This window comes from Pseudomonas argentinensis, assembly GCF_001839655.2.
In the GTDB taxonomy this organism is placed as follows: Bacteria; Pseudomonadota; Gammaproteobacteria; order Pseudomonadales; family Pseudomonadaceae; genus Aquipseudomonas; species Aquipseudomonas argentinensis_B.
Genome location: NZ_CP056087.1, coordinates 838,133 through 864,393 on the forward strand (window position 1 = coordinate 838,133; position 26,261 = coordinate 864,393).

At 63.8% G+C, this 26,261-nt stretch carries 17 protein-coding genes; 13 read left to right on the forward strand and 4 right to left on the reverse strand.

The features are described 5' to 3' along the window. Positions 1-304 precede the first annotated feature (304 nt). Positions 305-3,658, forward strand: coding sequence for a hypothetical protein (locus tag SA190iCDA_RS03875; RefSeq protein ID WP_070885077.1), 3,354 nt, complete (start codon positions 305-307; stop codon positions 3,656-3,658). 226 nt (positions 3,659-3,884) lie between these two features. Here SA190iCDA_RS03875 and SA190iCDA_RS03880 read toward each other — a convergent pair whose 3' ends face one another. Then, on the reverse strand, positions 3,885-4,826 hold the full coding sequence (locus tag SA190iCDA_RS03880; protein ID WP_070885078.1) for a GlxA family transcriptional regulator: 942 nt from the start codon (positions 4,824-4,826) through the stop codon (positions 3,885-3,887). 192 nt (positions 4,827-5,018) lie between these two features. Between SA190iCDA_RS03880 and choX the strand changes: the two genes are divergently transcribed. The 4 genes from choX to SA190iCDA_RS03900 all read left to right on the forward strand — a co-directional run bounded on the left by choX (position 5,019) and on the right by SA190iCDA_RS03900 (position 8,368). Beyond that, the gene (gene choX / locus SA190iCDA_RS03885; RefSeq protein ID WP_070885079.1) at positions 5,019-5,954 is read left to right on the forward strand and encodes a choline ABC transporter substrate-binding protein; all 936 of its coding nucleotides are present in this window, start codon (positions 5,019-5,021) and stop codon (positions 5,952-5,954) included. Positions 5,955-6,024: 70 nt separating this feature from the next. Next, positions 6,025-6,909 (forward strand): 3-keto-5-aminohexanoate cleavage protein, encoded by an 885-nt coding sequence (locus SA190iCDA_RS03890; protein ID WP_070885080.1) that lies wholly within the window; start codon positions 6,025-6,027, stop codon positions 6,907-6,909. Positions 6,910-6,929: 20 nt separating this feature from the next. After that, complete coding sequence (locus tag SA190iCDA_RS03895; RefSeq protein ID WP_070885081.1) at positions 6,930-7,895, forward strand: L-carnitine dehydrogenase; 966 nt, start codon at positions 6,930-6,932, stop codon at positions 7,893-7,895. Between the two features lie 2 nt (positions 7,896-7,897). Further along, a complete protein-coding gene (locus tag SA190iCDA_RS03900; RefSeq protein WP_070885082.1) occupies positions 7,898-8,368 on the forward strand; it encodes a thioesterase family protein in 471 nt (156 codons plus the stop codon). Between the two features lie 259 nt (positions 8,369-8,627). Here SA190iCDA_RS03900 and SA190iCDA_RS03905 read toward each other — a convergent pair whose 3' ends face one another. Together SA190iCDA_RS03905 and gbcA are read right to left on the reverse strand one after the other, a co-directional pair. Next, positions 8,628-12,626 carry a hypothetical protein gene (locus tag SA190iCDA_RS03905; RefSeq protein WP_070885083.1) on the reverse strand — a complete coding sequence of 1,333 codons (3,999 nt, stop codon included), beginning with the start codon at positions 12,624-12,626 and terminating at the stop codon, positions 8,628-8,630. A 228-nt stretch (positions 12,627-12,854) separates the two neighbouring features. Continuing rightward, on the reverse strand, positions 12,855-14,147 hold the full coding sequence (gene gbcA / locus SA190iCDA_RS03910; RefSeq protein ID WP_070885084.1) for a glycine-betaine demethylase subunit GbcA: 1,293 nt from the start codon (positions 14,145-14,147) through the stop codon (positions 12,855-12,857). Between the two features lie 354 nt (positions 14,148-14,501). On the opposite strand from gbcA, the gene gbcB reads away from it, so the two are divergent. Beyond that, complete coding sequence (gbcB, locus tag SA190iCDA_RS03915) at positions 14,502-15,602, forward strand: glycine-betaine demethylase subunit GbcB (RefSeq protein WP_070885085.1); 1,101 nt, start codon at positions 14,502-14,504, stop codon at positions 15,600-15,602. A 1,206-nt stretch (positions 15,603-16,808) separates the two neighbouring features. On the opposite strand, the gene SA190iCDA_RS03920 is transcribed toward gbcB, so the two are convergent. Further along, positions 16,809-17,846 (reverse strand): threonine aldolase family protein, encoded by a 1,038-nt coding sequence (locus SA190iCDA_RS03920; RefSeq protein WP_070885086.1) that lies wholly within the window; start codon positions 17,844-17,846, stop codon positions 16,809-16,811. 213 nt (positions 17,847-18,059) lie between these two features. Here SA190iCDA_RS03920 and SA190iCDA_RS03925 point away from each other — a divergent pair, with 213 nt between their 5' ends. From SA190iCDA_RS03925 to SA190iCDA_RS03955, 7 genes are all read left to right on the forward strand, one after another. After that, a complete protein-coding gene (locus tag SA190iCDA_RS03925) occupies positions 18,060-18,359 on the forward strand; it encodes a hypothetical protein (RefSeq protein WP_070885087.1) in 300 nt (99 codons plus the stop codon). A gap of 101 nt (positions 18,360-18,460) precedes the next feature. Continuing rightward, positions 18,461-19,189 carry a TraX family protein gene (locus SA190iCDA_RS03930; RefSeq protein WP_070885088.1) on the forward strand — a complete coding sequence of 243 codons (729 nt, stop codon included), beginning with the start codon at positions 18,461-18,463 and terminating at the stop codon, positions 19,187-19,189. 173 nt (positions 19,190-19,362) lie between these two features. After that, positions 19,363-20,616 carry a serine hydroxymethyltransferase gene (glyA, locus tag SA190iCDA_RS03935; RefSeq protein WP_070885089.1) on the forward strand — a complete coding sequence of 418 codons (1,254 nt, stop codon included), beginning with the start codon at positions 19,363-19,365 and terminating at the stop codon, positions 20,614-20,616. A 128-nt stretch (positions 20,617-20,744) separates the two neighbouring features. Next, entirely contained in the window at positions 20,745-21,995 is a 1,251-nt protein-coding gene (locus SA190iCDA_RS03940; protein WP_070885090.1) for a sarcosine oxidase subunit beta family protein, read from the forward strand. A gap of 54 nt (positions 21,996-22,049) precedes the next feature. Beyond that, entirely contained in the window at positions 22,050-22,376 is a 327-nt protein-coding gene (locus SA190iCDA_RS03945) for a sarcosine oxidase subunit delta (RefSeq protein WP_070885091.1), read from the forward strand. After that, positions 22,373-25,405, forward strand: coding sequence for a sarcosine oxidase subunit alpha (locus SA190iCDA_RS03950; RefSeq protein ID WP_070885092.1), 3,033 nt, complete (start codon positions 22,373-22,375; stop codon positions 25,403-25,405). Before SA190iCDA_RS03945 ends, SA190iCDA_RS03950 begins: the two co-directional genes overlap by 4 nt. 72 nt (positions 25,406-25,477) lie before the next feature. Then, positions 25,478-26,107 carry a sarcosine oxidase subunit gamma gene (locus SA190iCDA_RS03955; protein WP_070885093.1) on the forward strand — a complete coding sequence of 210 codons (630 nt, stop codon included), beginning with the start codon at positions 25,478-25,480 and terminating at the stop codon, positions 26,105-26,107. The last annotated feature ends 154 nt before the right edge of the window (positions 26,108-26,261 follow it).

Here is a 26,261-nt window from a genome sequence, read left to right on the forward strand (position 1 = left end):
CGCCGCCCTCGCGTCCTGTTAAGGGCCATGTGTCGCCGTGAAAAGCTGCGAAATCCGTCGCGATCAGGTTGTTACATCAATGTGACGATTGCTTGAATGAAAGGGCAGCAGACCGCGCTTTTTGCGTGCACCGTTCCCGTTTCCGTCAACCAGCGGGGCGTCACGCATTGGCCTGCGCCGTTCAACAAGTGCCATAGCCACCTTCTTTCGCACAAGGAGCGCAGCGCCATTTTGCGACCTTGTCCACTTATCGAGCCGGAGCGCAGAGCCGATGAGCACAATCGATACAACAAGACCAGAACGCGTGACCGGACAAACCGGCGATACCGATTTCGACGACAAGCTGCGCGAAGCGCAGAGCAAGGGCGGGCAGCTCGACAAGGAAGGCATCGAGGCCTACAAGGAGTACCGCGGCCCCTACCTGGACGGCAAGCCGCCGCAGGCCGAGAGCAATCACCAGTGGAATGAAGAGGACATCGCCAACGTCGAGACCGAATGGCTGTCTTCCAGCGGCCACCGTCTCATGCTCTGGGACGATCTGTTGCTGGTGACCATGAAAAATGGCGATCAGGTGCTGGTGCACGCTGGCGTGAACCCACGGCTGCACCAGGTGGCCAAGGAAAAACTGGATGCCGGTGATGTAGCCGGGCCACCGGCCTGGACCGAGAAGGAGCTGTCCGAGGAGCATGAAAACTGGCTTGGCCAGCGCGAGGCCGGCGGTTTCGAGGTGGTCACCTCGGCCGAACAGATTCCGGAGCTGGGCGATCTGCGCTTTATCGAAGACGGCTACCTGGACATGAGCGCGGCGGTGTATCACCCCGGCAACGGCTTCCAGCTGACCGTCGACGATAGCGGCGCCTATGGCGCCAACGACACGGCACTCTTCACCACGGCCGATGGCAGCAAGTACGCGGTCTCCAAGGAGGTTTCGCCGGAAGCCTACAAGAAGGTCAAGGAGCTGGCCGAGACCCGCGACAAGATCGAGAACAAGGTCGATGAGGACGGCTACAAGGTGATGAGCGCCCGGGATGACATCCCGGTGGTCACCGGTGACACCAAGGTGGAGACCCTGGCACCTGGCGTGCTCGCTGTGGAAACGCCGCGGCGCGGCAAGTTCATCGTCATCGAGAGCGTCACGCCCGAGCATTTCGCCAGCCTCAACGGGGTGCAGACCGAGAAGCAGCAAGGCGCCGTCGACAAGGCGTTCGAGGACCGCGACCTGCCGCCTGCCAAGGAAACCGACCTGATGCTCGCCGAAACCAGCGAGAAGAAGGATGGCAAGGCCAAGACCGTTGGCGAGCTGTACTACGACAATCTCAAGGAGGCCTACAAGGACAAGCCCGCCGACTCCAAGGAAGCCAAGTACCTGCGCCTGCTCGAGGCCCGGGCGATGCTCAACGGCGGCTTCCAGTACCTGCCCTACTCCACCACCAATGGCGCTTTCAACAGCACCACCACCAGCTATGGCAAGGACCCAAAGGAGATGAACCCGGCCGAAATGCGCGGGCTGGTGGACGAGGGCAAGCTCGGTGAAGAGCTGCTGGCATTGATGACCGATGAGGACATCGCCGCCGACAACGACCGTTTCCTCAAGGAGGCGATCGACAAGATCGAGGACAAGGACGGCTTCAAGGACAAGCTGGCCGAGACCCTGCGCGACCCCGAGTACAAAGAGGCCCTCGAGGCGCTGGAGAAGGACAACCCCGAAGGCGCTGCGGCGCGCTATGCCGCCGACATGCAGTCGCTCAGCCTGCTCGATTCGGAACTGGCGGCGCAGATCGACACCGAATTCAAGTTCGGTATTCCCATCGACCAGCTCAACGAGCTGTACAAGGATGGCATCGAAGGTGTCGGCGAGGAAAACGTCGACAAGGCCACCACCGACATGGTCTCCACGCTGCTGACCACCATGATGACCTCGGTGCTGGGTACCAAACGCGGCACCGATATCTACAACTATTTCTTTGGCGGCGGCAAGGAAAAGGGCCAGGCCAAGCCCGAGCTGAATGCCGAGGAGCAGAAGCTGGTCACCGCGGCGGAAAACTCCCGGGAGCCGTTGACCCAGCTGCTCAGGGACAGCGCCACCGAGAGCATCAAGGATCCCTCGGGGAAAGGCGGCGCCATCACCGCCGAGAATATCGAAAAGGCGGTGGCGAAAGTCCCTCTGGCCGAGCGCGACGGTGTCGCCGGGGTACTGGGCAAGCTTGGCAAGACCGGGGTACTGAGTTCCAGTGCCGGGTTGATCTCGATGGTCGCCGGGATCTACAAGCTCTCCGATGGCGGGCTGAACTTTGGTGAAACCGCGCCCGAGCGCATCGAGGCGGCGAAGAACTTCGTGACCACCATCAGCATGATCTCGCCGATGGCCACCATGGTCACCGGGGCCTACGAGGAGTTGTTCCGCAAGCCGGGCGCCGCCGACTCCCTGGGCCTTGGCACCAGCCTCAAGGAAACCGTCTGGGACAAACACTTCAAACCCAAGGACGTGTCGGAAACCGATGCCATCGAACTCAAGGAACGGCAGCAGAAGCTCGATAACCTCAAGGAGCTGCCCCAACTCGACATGGGCAAGGAGTTCACTGCCGACAATTTCTGGAAGGAGTTCGATGACACCACCCGCAAATCACGGCCGGCTGTCGAGGACCTGATCGAGCAGCTGCCGCCGGAGCAGCGTGACGCCGCACGCAGCAGCTTCCTCAGCATCACCGACAAGAACCCGGATTTGAGCAAGGTGCCCGAGGCCGATCGGCTGCGCTGGGTGGGTGGCGCGCTGTCGACCATCGGCGGCGCCGCCGACGTGGTGGGCGGAGTGCTCGACCTGGTGCTTGGCGGCATGGGTATCGACAAGCTGCGCAAGGAAGGCGGCACGCCCGAACAGTTCGCCGCCAAGAGCCTGCAACTGGTGGGCGGCACCGCGGGGCTGGTGATGGGCGGGGCCGGCCTGGCCGCGGCCCTCGGCGTGGGCTCGGCGGCAGTCGCCGGGGTGGTGGCCGCCGCCGCCGGCGGGGTGGGTGCGGTACTGGGTTTCATCGGCGCCATCATCGGAGGTGTAGTCGCCCTGAAGAAGAGCGAGGAGACGGTCGAGAAGGTACGCGACTACTTCCGCGAACTGGACAAGGATGGGGTGCTGGAAAAAGAGTGGGGCGACAAGCTCAACTACCTGGTGCACATGGGCTACGAGTACAACTACTACGAAGGCAAGTACGAGGATCGCTTTGACGCCTGGTACCCCGAGGACATTCCCGTTTGGGAAGCGCAGCCCGAGCATTACAAGGAGTTTACCGAGAAGGTGGAAAAGGATGGGCGCATCGATGACGACTGGTTTACCGACAACATGCAGGATCTGGTCACCCACAACGACAAGTTCGATGCCGCGTTCTACCGCGACAACAAGGACAAGATCGACCGCATCGTCGACAACTGGGAGCAGTGGCAGGGCAGCGACGACATCATCAGCGACAAGGATTTCAACAAGCTGCTCAAGGGCGATGATCGCTTCGACAACTCCAAGGAAGACATCGACGCGGTGCGCTTCCTGATGGAGAACAAGGAATTCTTCGAGTTCCTCGATACCATTCGCTTTCACCCCAACAACACCAAGGCCGACGGCAAGATCAGCCGCAAGGACGTCGACAAGTGGCTGGAACAGGTGAGCTGATCGCTCGCGCCACTAGGGTCAGTTGCCGTTTCAACGCGAGCCGCGTTGCGGTGAGAAATCTCGCCAGGTCGGGCGGCGATCCGCTAGGCGGAGGACGAAGGGAAGACTAGCCGTCCGCGTTTTCCCTTGCCAAGTCCTCCAACGACGCATGGCGAGATTTCCCGCGCAACCTGGGCGGCCCCACCCGAAGGGCCCCGGCGCGGCCGTGGGTGAAACAGCACAGACCCTAGGCCTCGTGGCGATCCTCGCGAGGGCTGACAGCGAAGCGGGCGCGGTAGCGGCGGGCGAAGTAGGAAGCCGAGTCGAAGCCGCAGGCCAGGGCCACCTCCAGCACGCTGAGGTCGCTCTGGCGCAGCAGCTGGCGGCCCTTGTCCAGGCGCAGGGCGAGGTAGAAGGTGAGCGGCGTGGTGCCCAGGTGCTGGCGGAACAGCCGCTCCAGCTGGCGGGTGCTGATGCCCACCGTTTCGGCCAGTTGCCCCGGCGTGCGCGGTTGCTCGGTGCAGCGCTCCATTTCGCCGATCACCAGGGCCAGCTTCTTGTCGTGGATGCCGTAGCGGCTACTGATCTGCATGCGCTGGTGATCCAGCCGGGTGCGGATGCGACCCAGCACGAACTGCTCGGACACCTGAATCGACAGCGCCTCGCCATGGTCGCGGCCGATCAGCCCGAGCATCAGGTCGAGGCTGCTGGTACCGCCGGCACTGGTGATGCGCCGGCCGTCGATTTCGAACAGCTCCTGGGTCGGTTGCAGTTGTGGATAACGTTCCCGAAAGGCGTCCAGCGCCTCCCAGTGCAGGGTGAAGCGCTGCCTGGCTTCCATCAGCCCGGCCTCGGCCAGCACGAAACTGCCGGTGTCGATGCCGCCGACCACCGGGCACTCGCGCTCGGCTCGCCGCAGGCGGCCTGCCAGCTGTGGGCTGAAACCGGCCAGCGGCTCGAAGCCGGCGACCACGAACAGGCTGCAGCCTGCCAGTTCACCATCCAGGGTGCCGTCGACATTCAGAGACATGCCGTTGCTGGCCGGCACCGCCTGGCCGTCTTCGCTGAGCAGACGCCAGTGGTAATGGGGCGCGTGAAAGCGATTGGCGACTCGCAGCGGCTCGATGGCCGACATCAGGCCCATCATCGAGAAGCCGGGCAGCAGCAGAAAGCAGAAGTGGTGCGACATGGCGCGATTCCCGCGTGTGGAATCTCCCATCTAACGGCAGGCGCGCCGGACAATCAAGTCGTTATGTTCTGGTTTTATGTCGGTATGGTGCGAATTAGCGTATCGGCAACAGCGTAGCTTGGCCCTATCGGAATACCGCTGTTCCGGTCACACGGTACTAAGAACCAGACTAAACCGTTGAGGAGCCTCATCATGAACACGCTCACCGGGTTCGCAGCCTGCTGCGCCGTCACCCTGTTCAGTACGTCCCTGCTGGCCGCCGAAGACGCCAGTTGCAAGACCGTACGCCTCGGCGCCGTCGGCTGGACCGACGTGGTCGCCACCACCGCCGTGGCCAACCAGTTGCTGCAGGGCCTGGGCTATGAAACCAAGCAGACCCAGGCTTCGCAGCAGATCATCTTCGCCGGCATCCAGAAGGGCCAGGTCGACGCGTTTCTCGGCTACTGGAAGCCGATCATGGACGACAACATCAAGCCCTTTCTCGAGGCCGGCGCGGTGAAGGTGGCCGAGCGGCCGTCCCTGGACGACGCCGTGGCGGCACTTGCGGTGCCGTCCTACGCCGCTGAGCAGGGCATCAGGACCCTGGCCGATATCGCCCGCTTCAAGGACCAGCTCGATGGCAAGATCTACGGTATCGAGGCCGGTTCGGGCGCCAACACGGCGATCCAGAAGATGATCGACGGCAACCAGTTCGGCCTCGGCGAGTTCAAGCTGGTCGAGTCCAGCGAGGCCGGCATGCTCGCCGCCGTCGGTCGTGCGGTGCGCAACGACAAGCCGGTGGTGTTCTTCGGCTGGAAGCCGCACCCGATGAATCTGCAGATGCCGATCACCTACCTGACCGGCACCGAAGACGTGTTCGGCCCCAATGACGGCGCCGCCACGGTGTCCACCGTGACCTCGCCGGATTACGCCAAACGCTGTCCGAATGCCAATCGCCTGCTCACCAGCCTGCGTTTCACCAGTGAGCAGGAGGCCGAGCTGATGCAGCCGATCATGGATCGCCAGGCGCCGGACAAGGTGGCGCGCGAGTGGATCGCCGCCAATCCCCAGGTCGTCAGCGGCTGGCTCGAAGGCGTTACCACACGCGATGGCAAACCCGCTGCCCAGGCCCTGAAACTCACTCAGTAATCACACCGCCCTTTCAGCACCGTGCCACGTGCGGGGGCGGCGTTCGCCCCGAATAATGAGGAGATCGACCGTGAATCATGACGTCATCATCACCTGCGCGGTCACCGGCGCTGGCGACACCGTTGGCCGCCATCCGGCCATTCCCGTCACGCCGAAGCAGATCGCCGAGGCCGCCATCGAGGCTGCTAAAGCCGGCGCCACCGTAGCCCACTGCCATGTGCGCGATCCGCAGACCGGCAAGCCAAGCCGCGACGTGGCGCTGTACCGCGAGCTGGTCGAGCGCATTCGCGAAAGCGACACCGACGTGATCATCAATCTCACCGCCGGCATGGGCGGCGATCTGGAGATCGGCAAGGGCGAGCAGCCCATGGAATTCGGCGTCGGCACCGACCTGGTCGGCCCGTTGACGCGCCTGGCCCATATCGAAGAGCTGCGGCCGGAAATCTGCACCCTGGACTGCGGCACCCTGAATTTCGGCGATGGCGATTTCATCTACGTGTCCACCCCGGCGCAGCTGCGTGCTGGCGCCAAGCGCATCACCGAACTGGGCGTGAAGGCCGAGCTGGAGATCTTCGACACCGGCCACCTGTGGTTCGCCAAGCAGATGATCAAGGAAGGCCTGCTCGACGACCCGCTGATCCAGCTGTGCCTGGGCATCCCCTGGGGCGCGCCGGCCGATACAGCGACCATGAAGGCGATGGTCGACAACCTGCCGCCGGGCCTGACCTGGGCCGGCTTTGGCATCGGCCGCATGCAGATGCCCATGCTCGCCCAGGCCATGCTCTTGGGCGGCCACGTGCGCGTCGGCCTGGAGGACAACATCTGGCTGGACAAGGGGGTACCGGCCAGTAACGGCTCGCTGGTCGAGCGGGCGGTGGAGATCATCGAGCGCCTTGGCGGCCGTGTGCTCAGCCCGGCCGAGGGCCGGGCAACGATGAACCTGAAAAAACGCTGAGCCTTCGCCTGGAGCCTGCCATGTCTTACGTTACCGATATCAAGATTTTCGCCGCCCTGGGTACCGGCGTGATCGGCGCCGGCTGGGTCGCCCGCGCCCTGGCCCAGGGGCTGGACGTGCATGCCTGGGACCCGGCGCCCGGCGCCGAAGCGGCGCTGCGCACGCGCATCGCCAACGCCTGGCCGGCGCTGGAAAAGCAGGGGCTGGTGCCGGGTGCATCGATGGACCGCCTGCGCTTTTTCGCTGACCTCGACGCCTGCGTGGGCGATGCCGACTTTATCCAGGAGAGTGCGCCCGAGCGGCTCGACCTCAAGCTCGATCTGCACGGGCGGATCAGCGCGGCAGCGCGCCCCGAGGTGATCATCGGCTCCAGCACCTCGGGCCTGCTGCCCAGCGAGTTCTACGCCAACGCGCAGCACCCGCAGCGCTGCGTGGTGGGCCACCCGTTCAACCCGGTGTACCTGCTGCCGCTGGTCGAGGTAGTCGGCGGCGAACGCACGGCGCCCGAGGCGGTGCAGGCGGCCATAAGCATCTACAGCGCACTGGGCATGCGCCCGCTGCACGTGCGCAAGGAAGTGCCGGGCTTTATCGCCGATCGCCTGCTCGAAGCGCTGTGGCGCGAGGCGCTGCATCTGGTCAACGACGGCGTGGCCACCACCGGTGAGATCGACGACGCGATCCGCTTTGGTGCCGGGCTGCGCTGGTCGTTCATGGGCACCTTCATGACCTACACCCTGGCCGGTGGCGACGCCGGCATGCGCCACTTCATGGCCCAGTTCGGCCCGGCCTTGAAGCTGCCCTGGACCTACCTGCAGGCCCCCGAGCTGACCGAGCAACTGATCGACGATGTGGTTGCCGGTACGTCGGTGCAGCAAGGCACGCGTAGCCTCGCCGAACTGGAGCGCTACCGTGACGACTGCCTGCTGGCGGTACTTGGCGCCATCCGTGAAACCAAGGCCCGCCACGGCTTCACCTTCGAGGAATGAGCATGCTGCCCGTCACCTACCAGACCGCGGTGCAGGCCGACTGGGTCGACTACAACGGCCACCTTCGCGATGCCTATTACCTGCTGATCTGCAGCTTCGCCACCGACGGGCTGATGGACCGCATCGGCCTCGACGAGGCGGGCAGGGCACGCAGCGGGCACACGCTCTACACCCTGGAGTGCCACCTGAATTTCCTCGCCGAGGTGAAGCTCGGCGTCGAGGTTAAGGTGCGCACTCAACTGCTTGGCCATGATCGCAAGCGTCTGCATATCCAGCACCTGATCGAGCGCGATGACGATGGACAGATCGTGGCCGAAAGCGAGCAGATGCTGATGAATATCGACACGGCCAGCGGCCGCTCGGCACCGTTCGATGAGCAGGTCGCGCAGCAGGTGCAGCTACTGGCTGTGGCGCAGTTGCACGTACCGCGATCCGTCAATGTCGGGCGCGTCATCGGTTTGCCGGCGATCTAAGAGCCTGTTCACGATCTATCGGCCCCACGTCAGCGTTTTGACTGCAATGTGGCGGAAGCGGCCGCAAGCTGCAAGCCCCAAGCTACAAGCTACAAGTTAGAAGCAGTCCGCAGTGCTTTAGCTTCTTCTTGCAGCTTGAGGCTTGCGGCTTGAAGCTCAATGTCCGCTTCTGTCTTTTTGCAGTCTCTTTAATGTCGCCTAAAAAACTGTGAACAGGTTCTAAGGCGGGCACCTACAGGGGAAGGTGCCCGCTGGTGGTTCAAAAGCGCATCTGGCGCCAGGCCGGCGTATCGTCGTTGGGGTTGTAGGTCAGCTCGCTCTTGTCGGTCTTCTCCAGGCCGATGGCCTTGAGCCAGGTGTCGAGATCGGCGGTGCTGATCTTGCCGTCGCGGCGGTCGTTCTTGCCCAGGTTGTCGAGCTGGTCGAAGAAGCCCGGGTTGTCGAGCAGGAAGCGCGCGGCCTCCTTCTCGGCATCGCTGCCGTCGCCCTTGGAAATTTTATCCAGATCGTCCCTGCTGACGATGGCGTCCTTGCCGTTCCAGGCGTCCCAGCGCTCGCGAATGGTCTCGATGATGCCCTTGTGTTCATCGTAATAGGCGCGCCCGTAATCCTCCTGGTGAGCGCCGACCATCTTCAGCCAGGTGTTGAGATCGTTGGTACTGACCTTGCCATCCTGGCCACCTTTGCCCCATTGGGTATCGAGTTGCTCCCAGAATTCGCTGTTGTTGAGCAGGAACTTCGCGGCTGCTTTCTCCTCTTCGCTGCCGTCGCCCTTGGAAATTTTATCCAGATCGTCCCTGCTGACGATGGCGTCCTTGCCGTTCCAGGCGTCCCAGCGCTCGCGAATGGTGTGGATGACCTCGCGGTTCTCTTCGTAGAACGCCTTGTCGTACTTGGCCATGTGCTTGTCGTCGTCCAGGCGGTTGATGGACGAGCCGCCTTCCTGGGGCGTTTCCTTGAAATGCTCCCATTCGTCTTTCTGGTAGTCGTAGATGCTCTGGCCGGCCGGGGCATCGCGGCCGTCGTATTCGTAGAAGCTGTAGCGGGCATACTCGAGCTTGTCGCCCCAGTCTTCCTGGGTCAGGCCGAGTTCGGCCAGATCCTTGAACCACTGGCCTTCCTTGTCGGTGGCTTTCTGCTTTTTCTCATGGTCGACGAAGATGCCGATAATGCCGCCGATCAGCCCGAGCCCCGCGGTGATCAGGAACAACGGGCCGGTGGCACCGGCCAGGGCACCGATACTGGCGAACAGCCCGGCGGTGCCGATGACGCCGGCGGTGGTGCCCGCCACGCCGCTGATGATCTGCAGGGCACCAGCCGCCTTGCCCAGGTCGCTGTTGTTGGCGATGGCATCCTTGATGGTGAAGCCGCCCATGACGATATCGGCGACGCTGAGGATGTCCGGCGCCACGCCCAATACCTTGGTCAGGGTGCCGCCGATCTTCGCCGCCAGGCCAGGCTTTATCGACGGCGTATCGGCTCCACCCAGGGCGTTGTTGATGGTCTCGGCGTCGACGATGCTCGGCGCCGAGCTGTTGCGCACCGTGTCGTTGAGACGGTCGACGGCATCGTCGATCACCTCGGCGGCCGGCGGCGTGCGGTTGTCGTGCTCGAACATCTGGTTGATCGAGTCGCCATCCAGGCGCAGATCGCCGTCGAACGGATCGTTGGCCCCTGGCACGCTGCGGCCCGACTCTTCGATACGCTCATTGACCACACGCTCGACGGATTCGCGACTGGGCGGTGTGATGTTGCGCTCTTCGAAGTACTCCACCGCATCTTCATAGATGGTCGACACCGCATCGGTGTAGGTGGAGTAGCCCGAGGAAGTTATGGAGGGCGGCAGCGGGCGGTTGGCCGCGTCTTCGAGAAAGTCGGCGAATTCGCGCACCGAGGCATCGTCGGGTACCTGCCCCAGCCCGGCCCCGGCCTGGCGTTCGGCGATGCTCTGGTTGATGGTGTCCTCGGTGATGACCAGGTTCTGCTCGTCGGCGAGCTGATTGAGGCTGTTGTAGCGCGAATAATCGTCGGGTGGATTGCCGCCGGCCCGTTGCACGATGTCATCGAGCAGGGCGCGAGTCGCGGCGTCATCGAGGGGGCCGATACCAGCGGCCTCGGCGGAAAGCCGCACCTGATCGAGTACGCTGCCCCCGCCGCCGCCATTCAGCGAGCCCAGCTCGATCATGCTGTTGGCGCGGCTCTGCGCCGCTTCGGGAATGCCGGAGATGCCCCTGTCGCGCAGGAAGCCTTCGATCTTCTTGCCAAGGGTACCGTTTTCCTTGCCCCAGATTTCCGGCAGGGTCTTGCTCAGGCCCAGCAGTTCGGCGGTGTTGGTCTTGGTGAAGAGATCGAAGATGCCGGTTTTCTCGAATTGCGCGCCGCCACTCAGGAAGGTGATGAAATCCTTGGCGATGGCCAGGCGCTCCAGGGGCTCGTCGGACAGCTGGCCGTTCTTGGCCGAGAGCATGTAGATCGCCCCGCCCAGGGAGCCGAATGCGGAAATGGTGCCGAGCACGCCGTACTGGTTCAGCGTGCCGATGGCCCGGGTGAAGTCGTCCTTGCTGACTTCTGCCGGGATATATTTGGTTTCCAACTCCTTATTGAAGTCGGCCTGGGTGATGGTGCCGTTGTTGAGCTGCTCGGAGAGCTTGGCGAAGTCGGCCATCTTGGTCTTGTCATTGAGCAGCTCGTTGTAGAACTTCTCGATGCTGTCCTGCACCCGGCGCGGAATGTCGGCGGACTTGAGCACGGTCTTGATCAGCGCGCCCATGTCCTTGTAGGCGAGTTCCTTGTACTCGTCGGGAATCGCACCGGGGTCGCCCACCAGGGTATCGATCTCCACCAGGATGCCGTTCTGCTTGAGCGCCGACTCGGCCTGCCGGGCGCGTTCGGGGTCGAGCAACTCCAGGCTCGAGGCCAGCCGGGCGACCTCCGCCTGGCCTTCGCTGGCCAGGCCCTGCGCCTTCATGTCCGCCAGGTACCTGACGAAATCCAGGCTGGTCAGGGTGTTGTAGAGTTGGTCCGCGAGCTTGGTCTTGTCCTCGCCGCTGATCTTTTCGATGGCGCTGTCCAGTTCGGCCTGGTATTCCTTGCCGATCTTGTCCTTCTCGCCGTTGCCGTTGGTGAACATCTCGCTGAGCAGCTCATCCACCGAGTTGCCGTTGAGGATGTCCTGCATGTCTTCGGTGCTGAGGGTTTCGCCATCGCTGTCGAACTGGCGCCAGGTGGTGTTGCCGCCGCGCGGATCCTCGATGTAAGGGGTGATGCGGTGGCCGCTCTCCATCGACGCCTTGGCCTCGATGGCCTTGACCAGCTTGTAGATGTCACTGTCCTTGCCGACCTTGCCGTCGTCGATGAGCTTCTTGTACTTGTCGAGCAGGTTCTTGGTGGCCAGCTCGACCACCGTCATCTCTTCCTTGTCGTCCTTGTTGGCCTTCTCGCCGCTGCTCTGGCCGAGCAGGTCCAGTTTATCGAGGTCGGGCAGGTCGTATTTTTCACGCAGTTTCTGGATCGAGTCGCCGCCCTTGACGTGATCGCTCCACATCCCCGCCACACGGTCATACATCGCCTTGTTTTCGTGCTGGGACACGACGTACTTCTTGCCGTCCTTGGTTTCGAACTGGATGACGCCATTGCCGAATTCCTCCGGGCCACCCCAGACGGCAATATCATGTTCGGCCACATAGGTATCGGCGCCGGCGACCTCGCGCCCGTCGGCGACGCGCTGTTCGAGGGTGTAGCGCGACAGGCCGATCTGCTGCACCTCCAGGAACAGCTCCGGGGTGAGGGCCTTGGACACGGTGACCGTCTCACCGTCCGCGGTGACATAGGTGATCACCTCGGCATCTTCCAGGTTGCCCTGCCATTTGAACTGGGTGTAGTCGCCCCAGTCCTGCACCTCGGTATTGCGGTCGGCGATGACGTGCTCGTCGCCCATCGCCGCGACTACCTGGGCCTTCTGCTCGGGAGCCTGGTTGAGGGCGTGCAGGTTGACCAGGAACTTGTACAGTTCCGGATTCACCGAGCGCTCGACCACCACGCCCTGGCCATCGAGCTCGTAACGGATCTTGCCATCCCTGGGCGCATCGACCCGGGTCTTGTCCACCGGCGGCCACTGTTCGTTATCGGTGGCGGTGCGATCCTGCTTGGGCTTGGTATTGCTCTTGGCCTTCAGGCTAAGGCGCATGATGTTGTCGAAACGCAGACTGTCGGCGCCGCTCTGTTCGTCGGGGCCTTTGCTCAGGGGTTTCACGCTCACGGTAGATTCCTCGCCAAGGGAACGGGTGGCCTACTCGCGTCGCTGGCAATACCGCGTGTGCGTCTGTGGGCCGGGGCGATTCGATTGTTCCGCTTAGTGGCGTGAAATGCTGTGAAACATCCCCTCTACATGGCGAACGGCCAAGAAAAAGCCCCGCAGGCCAGGGCCAGCGGGGCTTAGGGTGTCGGGCGTTCGGCGGCGAATGCTAGCCGTGCCGCCACATGCCACTCACTGGGTCTTCACGTCGCGCAGATAGGGCGCCGGGGCGGCGCCCAGGTTGCTGAGCATGCGCTCGCTGTACCAGTCGATGAAGTTGACCACGCCGAACTCGTAGGTTTTCGAGTAGGGGCCGGGCTGGTAGGCGGTGGAGTTGATGCCACGCTGGTTTTCCTCGGCCAGGCGACGATCCTGGTCGTTGGTGGCGTCCCAGACTTCGCGCAGGCGGGGGACGTCGTAATCCTCGCCTTCCACAGCGTCCTTGCGCACCAGCCACTTGGTGGTGACCATGGTCTCCTGGGCGCTGATCGGCCACACGGTGAACACGATCAGGTGGTCGCCCATGCAGTGGTTCCAGGAGTGGGGCAGGTGCAGGATGCGCATCGAGCCCAGGTCCGGATTCTGGATGCGGCCCATCAGCTTCTTGCAGCCCTGCTTGCCGTCCATGGTCATGGACACGGTGCCCTTGAGCAGCGGCATGCGCACGATACGGTTGCGCAGGCCGAAGCCGGCGTGCAGGTAGGGGATTTTCTCGGCTTCCCACTTGGCGGCGGATTCGGCCACGTGGTCCTTGAACGACTGGGTCGCGCGGGGATCGTTGGTGTCGTCCCACTCCAGCAGGGTGTTGAGCAGTTCCGGGTGCGAACCGTTGCAGTGGTAGCACTCGCGGTTGTTCTCCAGCACCAGCTTCCAGTTGGCCTTTTCCATCAGGGTGGTCTGCACCGCCACCTTGGCGTTCTCCATGTCGTAGGGTTCCATGTAGTGCGCCAGGGTGGCGAGGAACTCGTCGATGGCCGGTGGGTTCTCGGCCAGGGAGATGAAGATGTAGCCGCCGGCGGTCTTGCAGTTCACCGGCTTGAGATTGTAGTCGGCCAGGTTGAAGTCGCTGCCCATCTCGGTGCCGGCGAACAGCAGGCGGCCATCCACTTCGTAGGTCCACTGATGGTAGGGGCAGACCAGCTTGGCGACCTTGCCCTTTTCGCTGGTGCACAGGCGCGAGCCGCGGTGGCGACAGACGTTGTGGAAGGCGTGTACGACGCCCTCGGCGCCGCGGATGACGATGATCGGGTTGTTGCCGATCTGCAGGGTCAGGTAGTTGCCCTTGGCGGGAATCTCGCAGGTCATGCCGGCGATCAGCCACTCCTTGTGGAAGATCTCCTGCATGTCGAGCTGGAACACCCGTTCGTCGTTGTAGAACGGCTGCGGCAGGGAAAAGGTGCGCTCGCGGTTCTGCAGCATCTCGGCGGCGGCGGCGCGGGCCGGTTCCAGCGGGTCGCCAAGGCTCAGCGTAGAGGTGACGGTCATCGGGAAACTCCTCGTGGCGGGCGCGGTGCGGCCGCTATGAATTAGGCTGGTGCGGTTGACGCAAGGTGGCGTCGCCTGGCCCGGATCGCCTGCCGAGTGGCGCATTGCTCAGGGGCTGCGGCGGACGCTCTTATCCTGTTCGGCTTGGGGGCGAGTGTGGAGCCCGGCGCGGGGCGAACCTTATCCATGGGCGACATGGCCGAATCATTTCCCGACTGGGTACGCCAGTGTCTACGGGGCAGGTCGCGGTGAGCATGCCGATGTCGCTGGCAGGTAAATGAGCGCCACAGGCGTTGCGCACAATCGCGGCAAAGAATGGGCCGGTGAGCGGCCTGCGTGCGCGAGAGAACCGACATGTCGAACGACTTCCTCTATCCCGTCACCACCCAGACCTGGAGCAACGGCCGCCATGTGGTGCGCTGCGTCAAGGTCATCCAGGAAACATGGGACGTCCGCACCTTCTGCTTCATGGCCGACCAGCCGGTGCTGTTCTTCTTCAAGCCGGGGCAGTTCGTTACTCTGGAGCTGGAGATCGATGGCCTTCCGGTGATGCGCTCCTACACCATCTCCAGTTCGCCGTCGGTGCCCTACAGCTTTTCCATCACCATCAAGCGGGTGCCGGGGGGCAAGGTCTCCAACTGGCTGCACGACAACCTGAGCGAAGGCCAGGAGCTGGCGGTGCATGGCCCGGTGGGGCTGTTCAACGCCATCGATTTCCCGGCCGACAAGGTGCTGTTTCTCAGCGGCGGTGTGGGCATCACCCCGGTGATGTCGATGGCGCGCTGGTTCTACGACACCAACGCCAACGTCGACATGGTGTTCGTGCACAGCGCCCGTTCGCCAAAGGACATCATCTACCAGCGCGAGCTGGAGCACATGGCCGCGCGAATCAACAACTTCAATCTGCATGTGATCTGCGAGAAGCACGGCCTGGGCGAGTCCTGGTCGGGCTACCGCGGCTACCTCAACCAGCCGATGCTGGAGCTGATGGCGCCGGACTACCTGGAGCGGGAAATCTTCTGCTGCGGACCCACGCCGTACATGAGCGCGGTCAAGCGCCTGCTCGAAGCCAAGGGCTTCGACATGAGCCGTTACCACGAGGAGGCCTTCGGCCCGGTGCCGGCCGACGTGCGCGAGGATGTCAAGGAACTCGCCGAGCTGGCCGCCGACGCCCCCGAGGTACCGGCGGCCGAGCGCAACCAGGTGGTCTTCACCAGCACCGGCAAGAGCATCCAGGTCGGCCCGGGCGAAACCGTGCATGCCGCCGCGGCCAAGCTTGGCCTGCATATCCCCAAGGCGTGCGGCATGGGCATCTGCGGTACCTGCAAGGTGCTCAAGACCGCAGGCGACGTGGATATGGAGCACAACGGCGGGATCACCGACGAAGACGTGGCCGAAGGCTACATTCTGTCCTGCTGCAGCGTGCCGCGTAATGACGTGAGCATCGACTACTGACGTCTGCAGGCGCTGATCGAAATTCGATCAGTTCGCCACGGCGCCCGCCCTTCGGGCGCTGTGGCAGATGCCCAACAGTTTATCCACAACTAAACGCACGATAAGTGTGGGCAACGCCAGCGTCTGCATGTCGATGCCGATCTCTCTGCCGCCCCGGTGCTACGGGATCGAGCAGCCTGCCGCTGGTAGCAGGGTTCGCAGCCGATTCAGGCAGAGTTATACAAGCTATCCACAGTTCTATGCACAGGCGGGTGTGCATTTTTGACGCGGTGATGGCGCCTGGCTTCTACAAACGGCTGTACGATTTATGATCGATGGGCTGAAGGCTGCGAATTTACTGGGTTTCAGCGTTATGGCGACAGCTTTTGCACAGCTTGATCCACGGCGTCTGGGGGAAAGTCCGCGCAGGGTTGTTCAATAGCGCCTTCGAGCACTTATCGATTCATGCTCCAGGCCCAGCCCTATTGGGCCATGATCAATAATTGACCATTACCGTGCGGGGCTCATGAATGCTGGCCTGCAGCGGTGGCTGAACATGTTATGCACAGTTAAGTGCACAGCTTCTGTGTGTAGATACTCGCTAACCGATCGATATCGATCATTTTTTCAGCGCTACGCCATAACCCCCGTACGGCAAGGCCTGCAGCGATATACCTACACCTTATCCACGTCACCATCCCCGCCTTGTGGGGATGGATTTCCACAGGCCTCTTATCGCCGTTTGGGATTGCTGTGGATGGGGCAGCCCTTTATGCGCTGATCACAAAATGATCGCTACGCTGAAGCCCATTGCCTGTAAGGCTTGTAGCGACATATGCACAGCTTGTGAGCACTCCGCTGCACAGCAGTTGTGCGTAAGCCGGCAGCAACCTATTGAAATAGAGCGTTTTTTGTACGAATCCCTAGGGCCTTTGCAGGCTCTGGGCTGCAGCCATATGCCGACAGCTTGTACACAAGCTCGTCCACGTCATCTGGGGATTGGTCCGCTGTTTATCCAAAGTTGGGCCATCGGCTGTCTGTGAATACCCGCAGCAGGGGAAGCTGAAAGGAGGGTGAAATGCTTCTAACGACCGACTTGCAGAGCCAGGCGTCGAGTTATCCACAGGTTGGCGAGCAGGGCAGGGGAGAGGGGCGAGTCGCGGGCGAGGAGTGGATCAGATCGAGACCTGATCCACCGTCGCTCGGTATCTGCCGTACAGGTTGCCGTCAGGACATCACCTGGCGAATATCCGCAGCCAGCTGACGCACCCGGGCTTCGTCGGTGTCCCACGAGCACATGAAGCGTGCGCCGCCGGCACCGATAAAGGTATAGAAGCGCCAGCCGCGGGCGGTGAGGGCGGCGATGGCCGGTTCGGACATCTGCAGGAACACGCCGTTGGCCTCCACCGGGAACATCAGGCTCACGCCCGGTACGTCTTCCACCAGCCTGGCGAGCAGTTGGGCGCAGGCGTTGGCGTGGTTGGCGTAGCGCAGCCAGGCATCGTCCTGCAGGATGCCCACCCAGGGCGCCGACAGGTAACGCATCTTCGAGGCCAGTTGGCCGGCCTGCTTGCAGCGGTAGTCGAAGTCTTCGGCCAGGTCGCGGTTGAAGAACAGGATCGCCTCGCCGACGGCCATGCCGTTCTTGGTGCCGCCAAAGCACAGCACGTCGACGCCGGCCTTCCAGGTCAGCTCGGCCGGGCTGCAGCCGAGAAAGGCGCAGGCGTTGGAGAAGCGCGCGCCGTCCATGTGCAGGTTGAGGCCCAGTTCGTCACAGGTCCGGCTGATCGCCTGGATTTCCTCGGGGCGGTAGACGGTGCCGACTTCGGTGGCCTGGGTCAGGGTGACCACCCGCGGCTTGGGGAAGTGGATGTCCTTGCGCTTGAGGGCGATCTCGCGGATCGAGGCGGGCGTCAGCTTGCCCTGCTCGGTGCGTGCGGTCAGCAACTTGGAGCCGTTGGAGAAGAACTCCGGCGCGCCGCATTCGTCGGTCTCGACGTGGGCGGTCTCCGAGCAGATCACGCTGTGGTAGCTCTGGCACAACGAAGCCAGGGCCAGGGAGTTGGCGGCGGTACCGTTGAAGGCGAAGAACACGTCGCAGTCGGTCTCGAACAGGCTGCGGAAATGGTCGGCGGCGCGGGCCGTCCATTCGTCATCGCCGTAGGCACGCTGGTGGCCCTGGTTGGCCTCGGCCATGGCTTGCCAGGCTTCGGGGCAGATGCCCGAGTAGTTGTCGCTGGCGAATTGCTGGGCGTTGTCGGGCATCGAAAAGTCCTTGTCTGCGTCGCCCTGGTACGGGCGTATGCCGATACTGTATCCCGCCGCACCGGTGCATAGAACTCGCCGGGGCGACATATTGTTCTGTCGACCTGCCACCCTGGCGGCGCCCCATTAATTCTGAACTCGCGGGCGCCGATGGGCTCACAAAACAGAGAGTTCACTCAAGGACTCGCCGATCCCCAGCTACAGGAGCCCACCATGAGCTACCGTCATCTGATCGCACTGTTCGCACCGCTTGCCTTCGCCCTGCCAGCCGTGGCCGCCGAGCAATGGTCGCCGGAAGCCAAGTCGACCTTCGTTCAGGAGTGCGTGAAGGGCGCTCAGTCCGGCCATTCGCAGGAAAAGCTGACCGCCTTCTGTGATTGCGCAGCGACCAAGGTCAGCCAGGAGTTCAGCGAGGCGGAAATGGCCGAGATGAGCAAGCAGGTTCCGCCGGATGCCGCCCTGCAGAAGCGTCTGGTCACGGCCTCGAGCAGCTGCAACGCGAAGCTGCAATAAGTGCCTAAGGGCGGCGCAGTTTCTGCGCCGCCCTCTTTATTTGCGCTGAGTCATTGGCAGTCTCTACCGTGAAACTCAATTTCTCAGCGTGATGCGTGCGCATGCCCCCATTCTCACCTCCACGACTCGGCCGTGATGCCGCCCTCGACCTGATCAAATGGCTGGCGCTGCTGACCATGCTGATCGATCACCTGCGCCATGCCTGGCCGTCGCTGTACTTTCTTTATGTGCCTGGGCGCCTGGCCTTCCCCTTGTTCTGCCTGGCCATCGCCGCCAATGTTGCGCGGCCAAGGGTGGGGGACGTTAGCGGCCTGTCGGTGCGCTATCTGGGCTGGCTGCTGCTGTTCGCGCTGATCTCCGAATGGCCGTACCGGCTGCTTGTGCCGACCGCCGAATCGCTCAACGTGATGCCGACCCTGGTGCTCGGGCTGCTGATCGCCAACGCGCTACAACGCCCCGCCATCCAGGCCCGCTGGCTGGGCGCCGGGGCATTGGCGACTGCAGTGCTAGCCCATGAGTGGCTGATGTTCGGTGTGTTCGGTGCACTGTTGCCGGCAGCCTTCCTGCTGGCCCTGCGGGGGCCCCGTAGCCTGTGGCTGCTGCCGATGGTCTGCTGCCTGGCGGCCAACTACTGGGCGCCGTTCTATGTCGATGCCGCCCGTGGCGATCCCTTCGCCTGGAGCGTGCTCGGCATCTGTCTGTTCGCGCCCCTGGCGGGCCTGCTGCTGGTGCGCCGGCAGCCGCCCTTCGCGGTGCCGCCGGTACGGCGCTGGGCCTACCTGTTCTACCCCGCGCACTTTCTCGTGCTGGTGGCGCTGCGCAGCCTCTGAGCAGCCGCTCAGGCATGGGCAATTGCGACGCCCGGGCATGTCGCAAACGCAATCTCCCGTGGCGTACATAGGCATCTGGCTCGCCAGGGCCAGTCATACCATCGCTGCAACAAGACTCATATCGAGCAACCGAGCCAGATGCGGCGCTGCGAGGCGCCTCGGGGAGAAACGTGATGTTCAGCAAGCAAGATCAGATTCAAGGCTACGATGACGCCCTGCTCAGTGCCATGCAGGCCGAGGAGCGTCGTCAGGAACATCACATCGAGCTGATTGCCTCGGAAAACTACACCAGCAAGCGGGTGATGGAAGCCCAGGGCAGCGGCCTGACCAACAAGTACGCCGAAGGCTACCCAGGCAAGCGCTACTACGGCGGTTGCGAGCATGTGGACAAGGTCGAGGCCCTGGCCATCGAGCGCGCCAAGCAGCTGTTCGGCGCCGACTACGCCAACGTGCAGCCGCACTCCGGCTCTTCCGCCAACTCCGCTGTCTACCTGGCGCTGCTGCAGCCCGGCGACACCATCCTGGGCATGAGCCTGGCCCATGGCGGTCACCTGACCCACGGCGCCAAGGTGTCGTCCTCGGGCAAGCTCTACAACGCCGTGCAGTACGGCATCGACACCGATACCGGGCTGATCGACTACGACGAAGTCGAGCGCCTGGCCGCCCTGCACAAGCCGAAGATGATCGTCGCCGGCTTCTCGGCCTATTCCAAGACCCTGGATTTCCCACGCTTTCGCGCCATCGCCGACAAGGTCGGTGCCTTGCTCTTTGTTGATATGGCGCATGTCGCGGGTCTGGTCGCCGCTGGCCTGTACCCGAACCCGATCCCACTGGCCGACGTGGTCACCACCACCACCCACAAGACCCTGCGCGGGCCCCGTGGCGGGTTGATCCTCGCCAAGGCCAACGAAGAGATCGAGAAGAAGCTCAACGCTGCGGTGTTCCCGGGCGCCCAGGGCGGCCCGCTGATGCACGTGATCGCCGCCAAGGCGGTGTGCTTCAAGGAAGCGCTGGAGCCCGGCTTCAAGGACTACCAGGCCCAGGTGATCAAGAACGCCCAGGCCATGGCCGCGGTGTTCATCGAGCGCGGCTTCGACGTGGTGTCCGGCGGCACCGACAACCACCTGTTCCTGCTCTCGCTGATCAAGCAGGGCATCACCGGCAAGGATGCCGACGCCGCCCTCGGCCGCGCCGGCATCACCGTCAACAAGAACGCGGTGCCCAACGACCCGCAGTCGCCCTTCGTGACCTCCGGGCTGCGCATCGGCACGCCGGCGGTCACCACCCGCGGCTTCAAGGAAGCCCAGTGCCGTGAGCTGGCGGGCTGGATCGCCGACATCCTCGAGCACCTCGGCGACGCCGATGTCGAGGCCCAGGTGGCTGGCCTGGCGGCCGGTCTGTGCGCCGATTACCCGGTCTATCGCTAACGCATCGTTGTCACGTCGGAGCTGCCGCTTTGCTGCCCTAGGACGCAGGAACCCGTCGCCGATCGATGGGTTCCTGCGTCCTGCGGTCTGGGTGCGCGCCTACGGCAAGCAGAATTCAGGAGTCCCTTATGCAGCGCTATTCCGGCTTCGGCCTGTTCAAGCACTCGTTCAGCCACCATGAGAACTGGCAGCGCATGTGGCGCAACCCGACGCCCAAGCCGGTCTATGACGTGATCATCGTCGGCGGTGGCGGCCACGGCCTGGCCACCGCCTATTACCTGGCCAAGGAGTTTGGCGTGAAGAACGTCGCCGTGGTCGAGAAGGGCTGGCTGGGCGGTGGCAACACCGCACGCAATACCACCATCGTGCGTTCCAACTACCTGTGGGACGAGTCGGCGCACCTCTACGAGCACGCGATGAAGCTGTGGGAAGGCCTGTCCCAGGACCTCAACTACAACGTCATGTTCTCCCAGCGCGGCGTGTTCAACCTCGGCCATACCCTGCAGGACATGCGCGACATCGAGCGCCGGGTCAGCGCCAATCGCCTCAACGGTATCGATGGCGAGGTGGTCGATGCCAGGCAGGTGGCGGAGATGATTCCCTACCTGGATTGCTCGAAGAACACCCGTTATCCGGTGCTCGGCGCCTCGCTGCAGCGCCGTGGCGGCGTGGCCCGTCACGATGCCGTGGCCTGGGGCTTCGCCCGCGCGGCCGACGCCCTGGGCGTCGACCTGATCCAGCAGACCGAAGTGATCGGCTTTCGCAAGCAGGACGGCGTGGTGATCGGCGTCGAGACCAACAAGGGTTTCATCGGCGCCAAGCGCGTCGGCGTGGTCGCCGCCGGTAACTCCGGGCACCTGGCCAAGCTCGCCGGCTTCCGCCTGCCGCTGGAATCGCATCCGCTGCAGGCCCTGGTCTCCGAGCCGATCAAGCCGATCATCGACACCGTGATCATGTCCAACGCCGTGCACGGCTACATCAGCCAGTCGGACAAGGGCGACCTGGTCATCGGCGCCGGCATCGACAGCTACAACGGCTACGGCCAGCGCGGTTCCTACCCGACCATCGAACACACCCTGCAGGCCATCGTCGAAATGTTCCCGGTGCTTTCCCGGGTGCGCATGAACCGCCAGTGGGGCGGCATCGTCGACACCACGCCGGACGCCTGCCCGATCATCGCCAAGACGCCGGTCAAGAACCTCTACTTCAACTGCGGCTGGGGCACCGGTGGCTTCAAGGCCACCCCGGGCTCGGGCAACGTGTTCGCCGCCAGCCTGGCCAAGGGCGAGATGCATCCGCTGGCCAAGGCCTTCTCCATCGAGCGCTTCCACAATGGCGCGCTGATCGACGAACACGGCGCAGCCGGCGTGGCCCACTGATTTTGGCGCCCTCTCCCGGCGAGAGGGGACGATGGTTTTCTGGAGGTACCGAGCATGTTGCATATCTTCTGCCCTCACTGTGGCGAACTGCGTTCCGAAGAAGAATTCCACGCCGGCGGCCAGGCGCATATTCCCCGCCCGCTGGACCCCAACGCCTGCACCGATGCGCAGTGGGGCGAGTACCTGTTCTTCCGCGACAACCCGCGCGGCATCCACCACGAGCTGTGGATCCACGCGGCGGGCTGCCGTCAGTACTTCAACGTCACCCGTCATACGGTGAGCTACGAGATTCTCGAAACCTACAAGATCGGCGAGCGCCCCAGCGTCACTGCAGCTTCGCTCGCCGAGAAGAAGGCCGTCGACCAAGGAGTAACGGCATGAGCCAGGTCAATCGTCTTTCCCAGGGTGGCCGCATCGACCGCAGCCAGCCGCTGACCTTCCATTTCAACGGCCAGACCTACCAGGGTTATGCCGGCGACACCCTGGCCGCCGCGCTGCTGGCCAACGGCGTCGACGTGATCGGCCGCAGCTTCAAGTACTCACGCCCGCGCGGCATCGTCGCCGCCGGTGCCGAAGAGCCCAATGCCGTGCTGCAGATCGGCTCCACCGAGGCGGCGCAGATTCCCAACGTGCGCGCCACCCAGCAGGCGCTGTACCAGAACCTGACCGCTACCAGCACCAATGGCTGGCCGAGCGTCAACACCGACCTGATGGGCATTCTCGGCAAGGTCGGCGGCGGCATGATGCCGCCCGGTTTCTACTACAAGACCTTCATGTACCCGCAGAACCTGTGGCTGACCTACGAGAAGTACATCCGCAAGGCCGCCGGTCTCGGTCGCTCGCCGAAGGAAAACGACCCGGACATCTACGATTATCTGAACCAGCACTGCGACGTGCTGGTGGTCGGCTCCGGCCCTGCCGGCCTGGCCGCGGCCCTGGCTGCTGGCCGTAGCGGCGCCCGGGTGATCCTCGCCGACGAGCAGGAAGAGTTCGGTGGCAGCCTGCTCTCCACCCGCGAGATGCTCGACGACAAGCCGGCTGCCGAGTGGGCCGCCAAGGCCATCGCCGAACTCGATGCCATGCCGGAAGTGACCCTGCTGCCGCACGCCACGGTCAACGGTTACCACGACCACAACTTCCTCACCATCCACCAGCGCCTCACCGATCACCTCGGTGAAGTCGCGCCGCCCTTGGTTAACGGAGCGTGCCAGCCGCGCCAGCGCCTGCACCGCGTGCGGGCCGGTCGCGTGGTGCTGGCCACCGGTGCCCACGAGCGGCCGCTGGTGTACGCCAACAACGACGTGCCCGGCAACATGCTGGCCGATGCGGTGTCCACCTATGTGCGCCGTTATGGCGTGGCGCCCGGGCAGAAGCTGGTGCTGTCGACCAACAACGACTACGCCTACCGCGTGGTGCTCGACTGGCTCGACGCCGGTCGCCAGGTGGTGGCCGTGGCCGACGCCCGCAGCAACCCACGCGGCAGCTGGGTCGAGGAAGCGCGCCGGCGTGGTGTGCGTGTGCTCACCGGCAGCGCCGTAGTCGAGGCGCGCGGCAGCAAACGCGTCACCGGTGCGCGCATCTGCGCCATCGACGCCGCCAGGCACAAGGTCACCAGTCCGGGCGAGACCCTCGACTGCGACCTGATCGCCAGCTCCGGCGGCTACAGCCCGGTGGTGCACCTGGCGTCGCACCTCGGTGGTCGCCCGGTCTGGCGTGAAGACATCCTGGCCTTCGTGCCGGGTGAGGGCTTCCAGAAGCGTCATTGTGCCGGTGCCGTGAACGGCGTGTTCGGTATGGGCGACAGCCTCGCCGATGGCTTCGAAGCCGGTGCCAAGGCGGCCGCCGAAGTGGGCTTCCAGCCGGTGACCGGCACCCTGCCAAAGGCCGAGAAGCGCATCGAGGAGGCCACCATCGCGCTGTTCCAGGTGCCCCACGACAAGAACACCGCCCGGGCGCCGAAGCAATTCGTCGACCAACAGAACGATGTCACCGCCGCCGGCATCGAGCTGGCCACCCGCGAGGGCTTCGAGTCGGTCGAGCACGTCAAGCGTTACACCGCCCTGGGCTTCGGCACCGATCAGGGCAAGCTGGGCAACATCAACGGCTTGGCCATCGCCGCCCGATCGCTGGGGATCAGCGTCAGTGAGATGGGCACCACCATGTTCCGCCCGAACTACACGCCCGTTACGTTTGGCGCCATCGCCGGCCGCCACTGCGGCGAGCTGTTCGAGCCCAAGCGCTACACTGCCCTGCACAAATGGCACCTGCAGCAGGGCGCCGAGTTCGAGGACGTTGGCCAGTGGAAACGCCCCTGGTACTTCCCGAAGAACGGCGAAGACCTGCACGCCGCCGTGGCCCGCGAGTGTAAAGCCGTGCGCAACGCGGTGGGCATCCTCGATGCCTCGACCCTGGGCAAGATCGATATTCAGGGCCCGGATGCCCGTGAATTCCTCAACCGCGTCTACACCAACGCCTGGACCAAGCTGGATGTCGGCAAGGCCCGCTACGGCCTGATGTGCAAGGAAGACGGCATGGTCTTCGACGACGGTGTCACCGCCTGCTTGGCCGACAACCATTTCGTCATGACCACCACCACCGGCGGTGCCGGGCGCGTGCTGGAGTGGCTGGAGATCTACCACCAGACCGAATGGCCGGAGCTGAAGGTGTACTTCACCTCGGTCACCGACCACTGGGCGACCATGACCCTGTCCGGCCCCAACAGCCGCAAGCTGCTGGCCGAGGTTACCGATATCGACCTGGACAAGGACGCCTTCCCGTTCATGACCTGGAAGGAAGGCAAGGTCGGCGGCGTACCGGCCCGCGTGTTCCGCATCTCCTTTACCGGTGAGCTGAGCTACGAAGTCAACGTGCAGGCCGACTACGCCCTGGGCGTTCTCGAGCAGATCGCCGAGGCCGGCAAGAAACACGGCCTGACCCCTTACGGCACCGAGACCATGCACGTACTGCGTGCCGAGAAGGGCTTCATCATCGTCGGCCAGGACACCGACGGTTCGGTCACCCCGGACGACCTGGGCATGGGCTGGTGCGTGGGGCGTACCAAACCGTTCTCGTGGATCGGCTGGCGCGGCATGAACCGCGAGGACTGCCTGAAGGAAAACCGCAAGCAGCTGATCGGCCTCAAGCCGGTGGATCCGAACAAGGTGCTGCCCGAAGGTGCGCAACTGGTGTTCGATCCCAAGCAGCCGATTCCGATGACCATGGTCGGCCACGTCACCTCCAGCTACATGAGCGCCGCCATGGGCCATTCCTTCGCCATGGCCCTGGTGCGCGGCGGCCTCAAGCGCATTGGCGAGCGCGTGTTCGCGCCCCTGGTGGATGGCAGCGTGATCGAAGCCGAAATCGTCAGCCCCGTGTTCTATGACCCGAAAGGGGACCGCCAGAATGTCTGACGTCGAGCTGCAAGCCGCAAGCCTCAAGCCGCAAGAATCCGAGGGTGCCCAGGTGAACCAGGCAGGTGAGAAATGAGCGCAGTGAACCTTTACCTACAACGCCCGACCGATATCGCCGGGCAATCGCCGCTGCACCACGCTGGCCTGCACGAGCTGGCCGGCAAGGGCCGCCAGGGCGCCGGGGTGACCCTGCGCGAGAAGAAGCTGCTGGGCCATCTGGTGCTGCGTGGCGATGCCGACGACGCCAACTTCGCCGGCGGCGTGCACAAGGCCCTGGGCCTGGAGCTGCCGGGCGCGCTGATGCTGGTGGCGAGCGGGGACACCTCGCTGCAGTGGCTGGGGCCGGATGAATGGCTGCTGATCGTGCCTGGCGGCAGCGAGTTCGAGGTCGAGGGCAAGCTGCGCGAAGCCCTGGACGGCCAGCATATTTCGGTGGTCAACGTCAGCGGCGGGCAGACCCTGCTGGAGCTCTCCGGGCCGAAGGTGCGCGAGTTGCTGATGAAGTCCAGCAGCTACGACGTGCACCCGAACAACTTCCCGGTTGGCAAGGCGGTGGGCACGGTGTTCGCTAAATCCCAGCTGGTGATTCGCCATACCGGCGAGGACACCTGGGAACTGCTGATCCGCCGCAGCTTCGCCGACTACTTCTGGCTGTGGCTGCAGGACGCCAGCGCCGAGTACGGGCTGGCCGTGGAGGCCTGAGGACATTGGAACCGTAGGGTGGACGACGCTTTTTTCGTCCACCTTGGGATCGCAACGGTGGATGGATGAAGCGTCATCCACCCTACGTGACTAGGCGTCCCCGCCCGTTCCCACAGACCGCCGCTCCTGCTTTAGCTTCAACACTCCCAAAGGC